Origin of the sequence: Heyndrickxia coagulans DSM 1 = ATCC 7050, assembly GCF_000290615.1 — a bacterium.
Taxonomy (GTDB): domain Bacteria; phylum Bacillota; class Bacilli; order Bacillales; family Bacillaceae_C; genus Weizmannia; species Weizmannia coagulans.
Genome location: NZ_ALAS01000229.1, coordinates 1 through 13,952 on the forward strand (window position 1 = coordinate 1; position 13,952 = coordinate 13,952).

9 protein-coding genes are annotated in these 13,952 nt (G+C 41.3%); all 9 read right to left on the reverse strand.

Features of this window, described 5'->3' with window-relative positions:
• Positions 1–246: 246 nt before the first annotated feature.
• Positions 247–684: a DUF1617 family protein gene (locus IC21_RS12500; RefSeq protein ID WP_029142831.1), complete on the reverse strand. Its 438-nt coding sequence runs from the start codon at positions 682–684 to the stop codon at positions 247–249.
• 17 nt (positions 685–701) lie between these two features.
• Positions 702–3,758, reverse strand: a complete 3,057-nt coding sequence (locus IC21_RS12505; protein ID WP_029142830.1) for a hypothetical protein — start codon at positions 3,756–3,758, stop codon at positions 702–704.
• On the reverse strand, positions 3,755–6,076 hold the full coding sequence (locus tag IC21_RS12510; protein WP_029142829.1) for a phage tail spike protein: 2,322 nt from the start codon (positions 6,074–6,076) through the stop codon (positions 3,755–3,757). Before IC21_RS12510 ends, IC21_RS12505 begins: the two co-directional genes overlap by 4 nt.
• A gap of 53 nt (positions 6,077–6,129) precedes the next feature.
• Positions 6,130–6,648 carry an NUMOD4 motif-containing HNH endonuclease gene (locus IC21_RS12515; RefSeq protein ID WP_029142828.1) on the reverse strand — a complete coding sequence of 173 codons (519 nt, stop codon included), beginning with the start codon at positions 6,646–6,648 and terminating at the stop codon, positions 6,130–6,132.
• Positions 6,649–6,756: 108 nt separating this feature from the next.
• Positions 6,757–8,442, reverse strand: a complete 1,686-nt coding sequence (locus IC21_RS12520; RefSeq protein WP_029142827.1) for a distal tail protein Dit — start codon at positions 8,440–8,442, stop codon at positions 6,757–6,759.
• Positions 8,439–12,479, reverse strand: coding sequence for a tape measure protein (locus tag IC21_RS12525; protein WP_029142826.1), 4,041 nt, complete (start codon positions 12,477–12,479; stop codon positions 8,439–8,441). Before IC21_RS12525 ends, IC21_RS12520 begins: the two co-directional genes overlap by 4 nt.
• Positions 12,476–13,093 carry a bacteriophage Gp15 family protein gene (locus IC21_RS12530; protein WP_029142825.1) on the reverse strand — a complete coding sequence of 206 codons (618 nt, stop codon included), beginning with the start codon at positions 13,091–13,093 and terminating at the stop codon, positions 12,476–12,478. The genes IC21_RS12525 and IC21_RS12530 overlap by 4 nt, the downstream gene beginning before the upstream one ends.
• Positions 13,094–13,099: 6 nt before the next feature.
• The gene (locus tag IC21_RS12535) at positions 13,100–13,525 is read right to left on the reverse strand and encodes a DUF6673 family protein (RefSeq protein WP_029142824.1); all 426 of its coding nucleotides are present in this window, start codon (positions 13,523–13,525) and stop codon (positions 13,100–13,102) included.
• A 52-nt stretch (positions 13,526–13,577) separates the two neighbouring features.
• Complete coding sequence (locus tag IC21_RS17720) at positions 13,578–13,895, reverse strand: phage tail tube protein (protein WP_371836568.1); 318 nt, start codon at positions 13,893–13,895, stop codon at positions 13,578–13,580.
• Positions 13,896–13,952 lie beyond the last annotated feature (57 nt).

The following is a 13,952-nucleotide window of genomic DNA, read 5'->3' on the forward strand; positions in this document are numbered from 1 at the left end:
GTTTCCCCCTCTTTTTAGGGGGAAAATTTTTTTATCCTTTTTTCAAACCCTTGGGCTACAAGGAGTCTGTAACATCGCAATTACCTCCAATAGTTGCAAAATCCTCGAGCGTAAGGGAAAACGATCCTGATGCCGTATAATAAGAGTCGCCTTGAGACGTGGCGGTTGTTGGTACTACACCGCCCACAATCTTTCCTTCTGTGTCTGTCAAAAACTTTAATTCCGAAAAACTAACCGATGTACTCATTATTCATCCTCTCCTTCAAATATATTTTCCAATTGGTCTAGTAGGGTATCATAAATCAATGCGTCTTCTCCGGTCATCACCTCCTCATAGTTTTCAAGTTCACGGTATAGGGCTTCAACTTTTTCGGCATATTCGGTTAGATCAATCACGGCTTTTTCCGTTGCAATATCTTCTAAAATTTTATCAAGCTCCTGTTTCTTAGATTCATCCTCTAAAACGTATTTATTATCTTCAACAACTGGATTACCGTTTTCATCTTTTTTAAAATACGGCATGCGCTCTTCGTCTCTCTCATCCAGGTATTCCTGATTTTTAGATGCCAGCAATTTAATTAACTTAGATCGTCCACGACTAGGCTTGTTTTTTAGTTTTAAATCTCCCAAAAAGTTTGCGATTGCCGCCAATTCTTCATTTTTGAATTCTATTGTTTTTGCCATTTTAAGATTCTCCTTTTTTATTTCAATGGATTGACCCAAGTTACTACTTTGCCGGAGCTATCAATTTTTGTTGGCCAATATACTTGTGCTAGATTTACCACCTTATTACTGCACAACAAATACATATATCCGGAACCAAACAATATACCTGCTTTACCGTCTTTTTGAGTTATAGCCGGATAATCAGTACTATTATATCTTATGGTCTGAAATTTAAGAGCCCTCCAACCGCCTGATCCAATCACGATATCATCATCAAGGTGTAACCCGTCTGTACCAACTATAGTACGATTTCCAACCACCAGTTTCTCCGGGTATAAAGCTGACGAGTCGCCTTCATTGGCCGTTACTGATATAAAAGTATCGTTGCTACCTACGGCACCTGCGGACATCTGTACATAATTCCAGGGACGGCTATTTCTTCTCATTACTGTGTAAATTCCTCCCGCAGATATGTTTGCTTCGTAGATTGGCACGTATTGCCCGCCTGTTTCCGACGCATCCCCAATCTTAGACATCGCTATCCTGCCGGAACTCAGTGATGCGTCCCAGGTGCCCTGATCGTCTTTGGCACTTGATGAAAATGAACCTGTTACCGTTGCATTTGTGGCAGACATTAGTCCGTTAGAATCAACGGTAAATTTACCGCCCCCAATATTAATGTTGCCGCCGTTAATATTAATTGACGTTAACGTTCCAGATTTGATGCTATCTGCGGTGAGATTTACAACATTAATTTTTGCCGCGTCCAGCGTGCCGGTCGTAATTTTGGACGCATCAAGGCTTCCAATAACCCCGGATGCTGCCGTAATCGTGCCAGTTGCTAGCTTACTTGCGTCAATGGACCTTGCGGCAATCCTATCCGCTGACAGCGTCCCTGCCGTGATGTTAGAGGCGTTTATATTTTTAACCGTAATCACATTTGCGTCTATCGTGCCGGCTGTAAGTTTGTTGGCAGTCATGCTGGCAATCATGGCATCTTTAATAACGGCATTGTCAATGGTGGTCTGCCCGGTAATGTGGACTTTGTTACCAGCAATCAGGATGCTCTCGGTGCTGAGATTAATCTGGGTGATCACATCGTTTTTTTGTACGCGTAAATTAATATCATCGGATAATTGGCTGATTTGGGATTGCGTTGCCATATCTTCCGGGGCTGGCGACCAATCCGAAACTTTCGTACCTTTATTTAAGGTCATATCGGCTACCCAAAATGTACCGTTTCTTTTGGAAAATGACGTAACTGTTACATATGCTGTATTAGTTGGCGCAGTCCTATTCTCCGATTTAACATATTGCCATTTATCTAAAACTGTATTATCGGCTCGAATATTCCAATAAGCAATTCGAGTCTTTGATGAATCATAAAATTCAATTACTAAATACGCACCGTCATCGCTTGCCATTGTGTTTGATTTAAGATTAAACCATGCCCCTGCGCTATAAATTTCCCCTGCTTTAGCGTTTCGTAAAGGAGGTTTTGCAAATAACCATGTATCACTCGAAAGATCACTAGCGGAAAACTTTAATGTTTTATGGCCGTTATACAGCATGCTTGAATCAACTGTAACACCATTTTTAAAAAACCAGTTACTAACATTATCTAAAGTAGAATTTAAAACGTAGTTTCGTCCGCCAACAGACAAGTTATCCAGGTTTGTTTGCACTGCGGTAATATTGCTCGTCAAACTGTTCGCAGTCGCCGTTAAAGCTGTCTGCGTGGCGTATTTTGCGTCTGCGTCTGTTTTGGTTATCCTCGCCGAGATTTGATCCGCCTGCGTTTTTAGCGTTGCTTCCGCCGTACTTACCCGGCCCGTAAGCGCGTCAACCGTGGATTGGCTGGCTTTTAATGCAATCGCATCGGCGTTTTGGCTGATCAATGTGCTATGGTTGTCTACGGTATTTTTTATTGTGTCTACATAGGATTTATCCGCCTTTAAAGCAATATCACTGGCATTTTGGCTTATGGCGGTTTCCGCTTTATCCACGCGCCCTGTTAGGGTGTTTACGGTCGTAGCGCTCGCTTTTTGGCTCAATGTATTATTAATATTTGTAATGTCGGTTGTATAGGTTGTAGTGCTTACTGCGCCGATCTGGCTTGCTTGTGTTGGAGACAAGTCAACCCATGTGCTACCAGTCCATCTCCGCATAATTTGCGGTGTTTTGGATGTATCTATCCACAACTGATCTGTTGCTGGATCGGATGGCGCCGTGTTGGATTTTATAATAGACTTTTCACGCGTATTGGCGTTGTCATTTGCCGCTTTAGCCTGGCTTATAGCATCCTGAGCATTAGACATCGCTGTCTGTGCGTTTGTTTTTGCTGTGTTTGCTTGTGTCGCTGCATCGGACGCTACCTGTTTGGCTGTGTTTGCTGTGTCGACTGCGGCGCCTGCTTTAGATAGGGCGTCCTGCGCCGCATCAAATCCATCCTGCGCTTTGTCGATGGCATCTTGTGCGTCTTGTGTTGCTTTGTTAGCAGTGTCGACCGCATTATTTGCGCTTGTAACTGCGCTGGCGGCATCTGCTTGGGCTTTTGTTGCCGCATCCTTTGCTTCCTCTGCCGTTTTCGCCGCCGCGTCCCCTTTGGCTTCCGCATCTGCGGCTGTTTGCTGGGCGGCTTGTCCGACTGTGACCGCATTATCTGCGGCTGCTTGTGCGGCACTAATCTGTTGCGCAAGTGCGGTGTTGTCAACGTCCGTTACCCACTGTGTGCCATCATAATGCTTAATTGCTGTCACATTGCCGCTACTATCCTCCACAAACCAAATATCACCGGATTTGGGACTGGTTGGTGTTGTTGCGCCATAATATGCTTTGTTTTTACCATTGGCAGTCGTAATTGCTGTCTGTGCTGCTTGTGCTGCATCTGCAGCTGCTTCTGCTGCCTGTGTGGCTGTTTGTGTCGCAGCTTCAGCAGTTTCTTGAGCCTGTCCAGCTGTCTGTGCTGCACCATTTGCCGTTTCTTGGGCAGTATTTGCTGTTTGTTGCGCGCTTCCAGCTGTTTGCTCTGCTCCTTTTGCAATCTGAGTTGAGTTAGTAAAAGAAATATCTACACTGCCCATAATGGTCATGATGCATCACCTCGCTTATGCTCATTAATCCTAAATAATTGATTTGTCCTTTGACTATCTTCCGAATCTTCATTTCCCCAGGCGAAACCTTGTATTAGCCATTTCTTTCCATCCGAGTCGTAGTAATAACTGATTGCTTCGGGTTCGTTATACTGCCCTATTTGATTGATTGTGCCTTTGTCAAATGTATAAACAATCCGGTAAACTAATGACTTTGATCGTATATCAAAACAATACAAACAACGTTGGTCGCTACCGTCTCCATTGCCACTTGTAAAATAGACGTAAGGAAAGTCTAGGCACGCACTTTGATAAGTTTGATCTGTTCCAAAATAATTCACATCAGTTCCTCGGGCAGTGTATAATGGTTTAAATTGTTTGTTCTCCACATCAGCTTTTTTGCAAACGTAAAATGTTGGATTAGTAGTTCCATATACAAAAAGGACGTACCCATTTCGTACGTCTAAATTCGTTCTATAACCGCCATTTGTACTTAGTAGATTTACAATGCTGCTATCTCCCCAATCCAAAACCTTATTAGCTTGGTAAGGAAATTTAACAACATGCCATTGATTATTAGCAGCATCAAGATAATAAGACCAAATCCACATCTTGCCGTTAATATACTCAATTCCAAATTGGGCACCATGTCCACCACGAATAACCCACATACGGTCTTTAATGGCTCCGGTTAAATCAGTGCGAGTAAGTACATAACTTTGTATATTAGCCGATCCATCACCACTATGGCGTTTATTACCATAATATCTTTGCGACCAATAAATATCACTTCTTGGATAATCTACCTGAGCATACTGAGCAACACTGTTAGTAAAGTCGTCCCAACCACTAGGCGGATCCATTTGCAAGGTAGCGAAGTATGCTGCATCTTCTTCTGTGGCAAATAAAATCGAATCACTTAAACCATCATCAACTTGACAACGAATTGTGCTTCCCGCCACTTCGGAACCTACTGTGATTACATTTCCGATTCCTACATGTCTATCTTCCCAATCTGTATCATGGCTTCCATCCGAATTTATTTTTTGCCAAATAAACTTATCATTATCTATTTTCGACGTGATTTCATCAGCCCCTTGATAAACCCTGATGATAATGCGCTTTTCCGTATCATCTGCAAAATCCGTTCCATCTGGAGTAAAGTACTCCACTTTATATGCTTTGGCCTTTTGTGATTCTTGGTATGCCTGTGCAGCCTTAGCTTGTAGTTTCCAAATATCCTCTGGGGTAACTACTTGCACCTCAACAAATTCCCCTAGGATTACTTTATTGTTTTCTGGATTTGCCTCAGATTCATCCATTTGAATGACCCTGGCATCTAAAGTCAACTCAGGATCCATTGAAAAATCAATAACTTGTATACGATCGCCAAGATTCGGCTTGTAGCCTAAATGTGCAACATCAACTGTATAAGTATATTTAGGATGATTATATTTGGCCAGTTGCTGTTTACCCCAATCTAATAAACCACTAGGGTTAGCAATACTTTCATTTACAATGTATCCTTCTAAGTATTGATTACCATTGTTATAGAGATCATTTGCTTCGTCATCTACAATATAATCTCGGCCATTATTCACGCTTGCTATCGAGACTATCTCGCCTTTACTATTTGTACCTCCGTAGACATATAGCTTAGTATACATCTGCGAGTCGTCACCGGTTCTAGTCACTCCTAATAAATCATGAGAATACTCAAATCTGCGCCCCTCTGATTCTCCTAATTCTTCTACTATGTCAATTAATTTTCGAACAATTTTTCCGTTATAAACCTCTACATAGGCCCTAATTTCAACACCAAATTGGCTAGTGAATTGATCTAACCAATATATAGCATTATTACCAGCAGATATCTCAAGTGACTTAACCCCACCGAAGAAATCATTCTCACCTATTTCCCAGCCTGATCTTTGAAGAATATATTCAAATGCATCTTGGCTATTTGCAGCTTTAAATGTTTTTGGTTGTACGTATATGTGAGTTAAATCCCAAGCTAGTAGATTAATTGCCTGAACTGTTTTTGTATGTGTTGAGCCACCAGCTTCATCTGTTGGACTAAAAATTCTATAACAATAAAAACGGCCATCCCCTCCCTGCTTAAGAAGGTGATAGCCATTTGTCATGTAGGCTGTCTCCCGATAACCATATGGGACTGATATTTGTAGGGTATCACTCCAAATTTTCCCCTGATCATCCGCAATTTTGGTTGATCGTACGTCATTGTAAAACTTGCATCCTTTACCATCTAGGTCAAGCACTCCACAGACATTTAAATCCGGATCTAATATTGTATACATTGACTATCACCTCCTAACAAAAAAAGATCCTTTTTAGGATCTGTAAAAGTAATTTATTCAGCATAATTCCAAGTGTATCCTCCGGCGGTTTTTCTTTTACCATGACAGCAAGCACAGATGTGTGGAGCGTGTACTTTTGTTGATTTTTGAGCATCGTAGGCAGAAGCGAAAACGGCAATTTTTTTCCCGGCTTTAAACTGTATAACCGGTTTTCGCTTTTTCTTATTAAGACCCGTATCCCATGCATGAATCATATTTTCTCGCCTTGTAACCCACTCCAAATTTTCCAAACGGTTGTTTTGTTTGTTACCATCTATATGATTTATATCCTTATCTTTCTCGTAACCCATAAAAGCTATTGCTACCAACCTATGAACATTATAAGTTTGTCTTTTACCATTTGATTTTAAATCAACCGTAACATACCCATGTGGGGTTATCTGTAGTTTCCGTATTTTTTCATGTACTTTTCTTCCTAAGCTATCAAATCGTTCAAGGGATTTGATTCGTCCTAAATTACTTACTTGATACAAACCTTCATAGCCACTGATGTCTTTCCAAACTTCCTGCATATTGATAACCTCCCCAAGTTATCTCCCATTTGTTATTATTAGGCAGGAAGGTGGGTGCCTTCTTTTCGGGAGCGACCCTAGCCTATAAATTGATTATAACGTAAATTTCTAAATGGTTGTACTTTTATATTCATAATACCAGTCTGCATCACTTAGATCGGGTTCGAAGGAAAATACCTTTTCAACACCACCTTGTAATGTTGGAAAATTACTTCCAATATAAAGTTTATCCATAAAAATAGCACCGTTTTTATATACGGTGCGATCTTCACAATTGATTTTTATTTCATCACCTTTATGAGCAATGGTTGTGGGAGAAGCACTGGATCCATTTCCTCCATCGATAATATTCCATACTTTAACATCACTAAGCCCCATCCCATTATTTGTATAATGCTTGACTGGATCAGCAGCATCTTCTTTAATGTCCATTTTGGCAGTATAAAAAGCAATTCCAGCTAACTGTTTTGCATATTTACCGCTAGAATCCGTGTATGTGTAAACCAAAGGTTTACTCCAAGCAGGGTTTGAATCATCGTCAAATTTCATGATTTCAACACGATATTTATTGCCTATTTTTTGCAATTCGATATAGCCGTAGAAATCAGTAAAAGTATTAGTTGATGTATCTTCATCTAGCTTGACTGTTTTCCACTGCTGTACTGTTTTTGACTTTCCCTTTTCAGTAACTTTCTTTGTACCCGTTCCAAGCTTAACTGTTTTTGTTTTCTTTTTCCCTTTTTTGATGTTTCCTTTACCATAATAAATGTTTTTATAACTACTTGATGTGCCCAGTTGTACTTGCGCATATACTTCTTCGCTGCTTCCATTATCTTTCAGCATGATTTTTCCAAATCTTGTCCCGTTTGAGTCCAACAAATATACTTCACATTTGCCCCTAGCTCTTGAGTAATATTGACGATTCCACATGCGGACTCTAATTCGAAAATCATCATATCCATTAGGGAGCCATTGTAATCTAACAGGACCGTGCCATTTTTTATCGTTTGTGGCAGCTCCAAAATCAGCATAACCATCACTCGTTTTCCCTACTTTTATCGCATTTGCTGTACTTCTCATGGTTCCTGATGGAATACCATTTTCCAACTCAAAAGTAATGTTAGATGAATTAATAGCAGTCCAATTAGCTAATGTATTACAAGTGTCATGGAAAACTAAGGGTTCCTTATCTATTGGGGCGTCACCAGTATCAGGATCAACATCAGCTCCTAAGTAGACATAATTTCCATCCTCATCAGTAATCGCAATTTTGGTTACATCTTTTTTGGGCATGCATGTAAAAATAGGATAGCATTCCGCTGTCCCGTCTGGTGTAATCGTTATAGGATTTGTGGTCATGTCATGCTGCTGATATTCGCCGTAGCCTTTCGGGTCGCTGCAGCTAAAGGTAATGCTTGCCTTCCCTTTGTATAACGACCGTGTGACTTCGGTTATATTAGATACATGCGCATAGTAAGTAAAGTCCTGCTCATCATCAAAAATTAAGTCAAATTCAGCATCATCGACCGGCATAAGCCAGTCACTAATTTGGTGAATCAGATCAATACGCTGCGTATGAGACCCGGCCACAATTTCAACATCTACCACAAAAGTACGATTTTTCACGTTTGTTCCCAAATATAAATCCCCGGACATTCCGGGGATATTTTGCGTTTGCTCTTCGACTGTTGGAAAAATGTTTCTATGGATCTCAATGACTTTTAAATTAAATTCCCGGGAATGAGCGCCGGCATAAAAAAATCCGAATTCTGTATCTGAAACTATCGCGGTCATATCGAGCTCAACCCCTTAAAAATGCTTCTTATATTCGTAGCCTGTTTGTCATATTTGACCATTTCGGTATATACCGCTTTACCATTCCACTGTATGACGTGTGTTTGTGGTTTCACATCAACTTGTACTTCGATCGGCGGTGTTTTGGTATTTGGTTTCCCATTACCCGCCGCAGTGACCGTTTGCGCGATGATAACTTTAGGACCAGATACACTGTTAACTAAGTTTGCTGCTTTTTCAATTGTTCCAGCTGCGTATCTCTTTAATTTCGAGATCGGCGTCACTTTGCTTCCGGCCATGAAATCATCAAAACTTGTCGGACGTGTTGCAATTGCAATGCGCCCATCTTTCGTTTCAATGATTTCTGGTTCTTTTTCGGCTACATATACATGTCCGCCTGCTGAGCTTTCCGTTCCGTCTGCATACCCATGGCCTTCACCTAGTCCGGACAGGTTTCTACCATACCGGTGTTTCGCATAGTTTAAGGCTGCCAGCAGGCTATCAAATCCATTAAAAATATTTCCGTGCCCCGGGAATTTGTAAGCGTTAAAGGTTGCGGAAATCGTCTGCATTAAGCCCTTGGCCAAGTCGCCGGTTATAGTGTTTATATCTGTGTATCCGTGCTGTACAGCTAATGGATTACCGCCGGACTCTGTTGCAATCTGACGCAAAACTTTATTCACCATTTCAGCACTTGTAGATAGCCCGTTCATGGCAAGGGCTCTCACAACTGCCGGTTTCCATCGCTGTACCCCGGATCCACTTGGATTCACAATCAATGCGTCTTTTAATTTGTTTTTTATGCCTTTAAAAAATTCATCTGGAAGTCCGATCGCCAAATCTTTTAAAACCCCAGTATATTTATTCCGGAAGTTTGATAGGCCAGTCTTGTCTTTTATATACGAGATTAATTTTGATGGGTCGGAAATGATGTCAATGGCCGTTTTTGCTCCTTTTTCTACGTTGTGCCACAAACCAGTGAAAAAGTCACCAATGCCGCCAGCATATCCTTTTATGCCAAGGCTGTTTAATAGCTTCATAGATGGGCCATGTGGCAAAATGGAAGTTCCTTTTGGCAAATACCGTAATTCTGGTCCTGTCTTCCCGACAATATATGTTCCAATGCCAGGAGAATGTGCCAATTCCGGACCTTCTTCCCCCGTCAGTGCAATTTCATCTTTTGTTGTACCACTTGTTCCGCGTGCATATCCGGATGGATGCCATTGTGGGATGTTTATTTTACCCATACCAATCTTGTCAAAGATTTTATTGAAAAATCCAGTAATGCCATTAATAACATGCGCAAAGCTTGCCCGGAATTTATCGTATTTGTTCAATACTTTCCCGGTTTCCCAATCGACCGCGTCTATATGTCCTTTTGCTTGTTTCTTTGCTAACTCGACCGTTTGGTTTTGCTCTGTTTTGGCATTTGCGATCACTGCATCACGCTTGTTCTTAGCGTGTTTAATGCTTTCGTCTCTTTGCCGTTTTGCGTTTTTTACGATGTCCTGGTATTCCTTTTTAGAAATTGATCCGTTCACATAGTACTGCTCGTCAGCCCAGTTCTTCGTACCCTTGTATTTCTTTTCGGCTTGGTCCACTGCTTCTTTGTATTCATTTCTGGCATGTTTTATGGTTTGTTCTTCTTGCTTTTTAGCGTTTGCTACTATTTTCGCTGCTTGCTGTGCACTCAATTTCCCGGCGTGATCCCTTAATTTACCGAGAATTTCCTGCTGCTCTTTCGCAGACTTAGAAACGCTTTTTGCGGCGTATGTGTTCATTTTTTCTTGTAGTTTGTTTACTTTTTCCTGCTCTTCCGCTGTCAGACTTCTATGGTGCTTGGCTGCATTTTCATATATTTTTTTTATGTCGTTAGTGATTTTCTGTACTTCTTTTTTGTTTTTATTATTAGCTTTAGTAGTCCTTTTTAAGATGTCGTTATACTCATCTCTGTTTAGGCCATCCAAATATTTGAGATTCTTTTTCGCACTTTTCGTCGCGTCGTCAAAATGCTTTGAGATTTGTTTTGCCATCTGCTCGTATGGTTTTACTAAGCTACCAACATTTTGTTTGCTTACTTTTCGGCCTGTAACTACGAAATCTTCAAGTTTTCGTTGTGCCTGGTCCACAAGTTTTGTGTAGCTGTCTATTGCTTTCTGGTCTGATTTACTGACACTGGAATCCCATTTGATTTTTAAGTTCAAAGGGTTGGCGAAAAAATCCTTTACTTTATTCATGGTATGAATGAAATGACCTTTTAAATCGTCACCAAGATCATTGATACTATCACGGAATGGCTTTATATGTTTATAGGCATAGTAAAAGCCGGTACCTACGGCAGCAATCGCCGTTATGATCCAGCCAAGTGGGTTACTCAACCCAAATGCTGCAGCGCCGGCATCTCCAAAAGCCCCTATTAAAAAACGCATATTTTTTACAGCACCGAGCGCTTGCCCGCCAAATCGTAAAATACCGCCTCCTGCTTTTAAAATTTCGGGCAGAAAATTGGCTGCAATACCTGCAATCATGCCCCATTTTCCACCAAATGCCATAAGAGCCGCGCCGCCAATATTGGCAGCACTTCTTAGAATCCCCATACGTTTACCAACAAGGCTAAAAGCTCCGCTGCTGGCAACTACTTTTTCGTTGGATGCTATTGTTGTTGCCGCCATCGTTTCTGATGACCGTGCCGTAAGTGCCATTGATCCTCGTAAACGGCCTAATCCGCCCATTACGATATTAAAAGAATCTACAATGCCCGCAATTTTTTTCATGGCCCATATTTCGCCGTAAAGGATACCGAAAGCTTTGGCAAATCCGAGGATGGTGTCTTTGTGGTCTTTTACATATTCCACAATGTCTGTGATTTTGCTTACAACTTGTGCTGCGTCTTTCCCAAGATTTGTAAAGTAAGCATCTGCCTTACTTGATGCCAACCAGTCTTCCAAGTCTTTAAATCCACTCTTTTTCAAATTGAAAATCGGTGCGGTAAATTTTCCGGCCAGACGTCCCCAGTTCGATTCGATCGACCGCCATAATCCTTGCGTCGTATTCATGGCGTTTTCTGTGGCGTCCTTGTATTTGTGGGACATATTAATAAGTGTTTCTTCTACAACAGAGGCATCCAATTTCCCCTCACTTGCCATTTTGCGGATAGTGGCCATGCTTTCCCCAGTGGTTTCCTGCAAAGCTTCACCAAAGGCAGGAAAGGCGTTGGTCATGATATTAAGGTCACCTGTATAGGCTTTTCCGGTCGCCATCATCTGGCTAAACTGTTCCGCTACACCAACAAGTCGATCATTAGTCAAGCCCATGGCATCTCCCAAAGTAGTAAATGCCCTGGTCATGGTTTCAGTTTCGGATGCACTAGATTTAATGTGATAAATTTTTTGCTCCATTTCGTTGAGGGCTTCTGTAGCATATCCTGTCTTCCGCTGGAACATGTTAACCATGTCCACCATTTGTTTACCCTTTGTTGCTGATCCGGCCAATGTCGTCCATGTAGCCAGCATCTTGTCTTGTGTGGCATTATATTCAATGCCGGCATGGATCAATTCAGAAATACCGCTTTTAACTGTCGATACAGCGTTTGTTGCCATATTTCCCAGAAATGTACCGACAAATGAGCCTTTCAATACGGATGAAATCTGGCTGCGTGCTTCTTCTGCTTCTCTCACCATCTTTTGCCGTGCTTTCTTAGCAGCTTCCACGGCACCTGATTCATCAACTTTAATTTCTTGTGTAACCGGTTTTTCTGTTTCTTTTTTTACATCTTTATGGACATTTTCAGCCTGCTTTGTGGCCTTATCTTTAATCTTGACTTCTTGCTCGACAGGTTTATCAAATTCTTTGTCTACTTTGTCAGCCGTTTTTTCAGCTTCATTTACCATTTTTTCGGCATTTTTTTTAAAATTGACATCCATTTTCTTACCGGCGTCTTGGCCTATGGCTTTTAAAAGTGTTTCGATTATCTGAATATCTGACTTTACACCTTTATCATCCAGCCTAACGTCGATGACGACTTTTCCATCACTCATTCCCTTTCGCCCCCTTCCTGTGCAGATTCAACTAATCGATCAAACATGCTATCTATTTCCTGTTCAGCATAAGAGACACTGTTCTCGTCTTTTAACGCATACAAATCTTTCAACTGGATTAACCGGTTGCGCTCGGCAATCTCATATTCACTGTTTCCAGATGGGATTTCAGCTGCCCTGATGCTGACAACCTGGCTAAATTTCGTGCGTTCACTCAAGCTGTTCAGCATGGCAATAAATTTTTCCCATCGGAGTGTGCCTTGTAAGTCGATTAAGTCTACCCCATAGTCCTGCAAAAAAGATGCATAAATATAATCTGCATCTTGCTCAAAACTGTAATATTGTTTGTGGTTTTCACTTGGCTCTAGTTCTTCCTCGTCCTGCCCGGAGATATATTTGGAGATGGCTTGCACTGTTTCAATTTGTGTTTCGATATCCGCAGTGCATTCTGGTACAAACATTTTAAAAGCGAGCTGTATCTTTTCGATTTCATTCACGCTATCATCATTCATAAGTTCATAAAATCGTAGCACGTTGTCATATGACAAATCCCATTCATAAGTTTGTCCATTAATCTCAATTTCGTTATCTAATGGCTGTGTCAGGCTCAACATGGATCATCATCGCTTTTGGTTGCGGTTTTTCACATACTTTTTGGCAGTCCTGTCAGACTCCGTTTCAATATCCATCACTTTACGATAGATCACTTTCCACACTTCCATGAATACTTTCTGCATGTTCGGTGTAGACTTTCCACAGATGGCATAAATCTTTTCACCGGCCCCTTCACCAAAAGTTTCGTCGAAAAAAGATTTATAGCTTTCCGCCCGGGCTGGGAGCACGTCAATGACTGCGGTGCAGACCTTACCGAAATCATCAGTGTTCTCGATATCCGGATATTTTTCACTAACTTGTTTGTCGTATTCCCAGATTTTTTGCCCTTGCTTGAAATATTTTTTCAATGCCTCATCGTTAAAATCAGCTTCATATGTCTTGTCTCCAATTTGAAAGGTTTCAGTTACTTTTTGCAGATTAATTTTAATCATTTAGCACACTTCCTTTTTTTGGTATGTACAAAAAGGGGCACAAAGCCCCTTTTTATCCTGCGGCCTGACCTTGCGCGGCCTGATCTTGCACAACCGGTGCTCCATTAAAGTTAGCTGTAAAGCTAAACGTTTGCTTTGCGTTTGCTGCGCCTCCGGAGGTGGTAATAGCGCTCAAAGTGACTTGAGCCACAACTACACGGCCGTCTGATTTTGTCCACCTTAGCAGCGTTTTGCAATCGTCTCCAAGTGAAAACTCTTTGCTTGTAATATAATCTTGTGCGGCGTCGCCCTCGACACGGTTACCGGAAAACGCAAGCGAGAAGTTTTTCCCGGTTACCAGCTCTGAGGAGTAAAAATTTTTCGTGATAATTTAACTATTCCCCCCCAAAAATGCGGCTAAATATGTAATAATTTAAATAATTAGAGC

What these genes read in the sequence shown, in the direction of transcription:
- IC21_RS12515 (WP_029142828.1), bottom strand. Translation starts at nt 6,648, where the DNA reads ATGCAGGAAGTTTGGAAAGACATCAGTGGCTATGAAGGTTTGTATCAA.
- IC21_RS12510 (WP_029142829.1), bottom strand. Translation starts at nt 6,076, where the DNA reads ATGTATACAATATTAGATCCGGATTTAAATGTCTGTGGAGTGCTTGAC.
- IC21_RS12500 (WP_029142831.1), bottom strand. Translation starts at nt 684, where the DNA reads ATGGCAAAAACAATAGAATTCAAAAATGAAGAATTGGCGGCAATCGCA.
- IC21_RS12535 (WP_029142824.1), bottom strand. Translation starts at nt 13,525, where the DNA reads ATGATTAAAATTAATCTGCAAAAAGTAACTGAAACCTTTCAAATTGGA.
- IC21_RS12530 (WP_029142825.1), bottom strand. Translation starts at nt 13,093, where the DNA reads ATGTTGAGCCTGACACAGCCATTAGATAACGAAATTGAGATTAATGGA.
- IC21_RS12525 (WP_029142826.1), bottom strand. Translation starts at nt 12,479, where the DNA reads ATGAGTGATGGAAAAGTCGTCATCGACGTTAGGCTGGATGATAAAGGT.
- IC21_RS12520 (WP_029142827.1), bottom strand. Translation starts at nt 8,442, where the DNA reads ATGACCGCGATAGTTTCAGATACAGAATTCGGATTTTTTTATGCCGGC.
- IC21_RS12505 (WP_029142830.1), bottom strand. Translation starts at nt 3,758, where the DNA reads ATGACCATTATGGGCAGTGTAGATATTTCTTTTACTAACTCAACTCAG.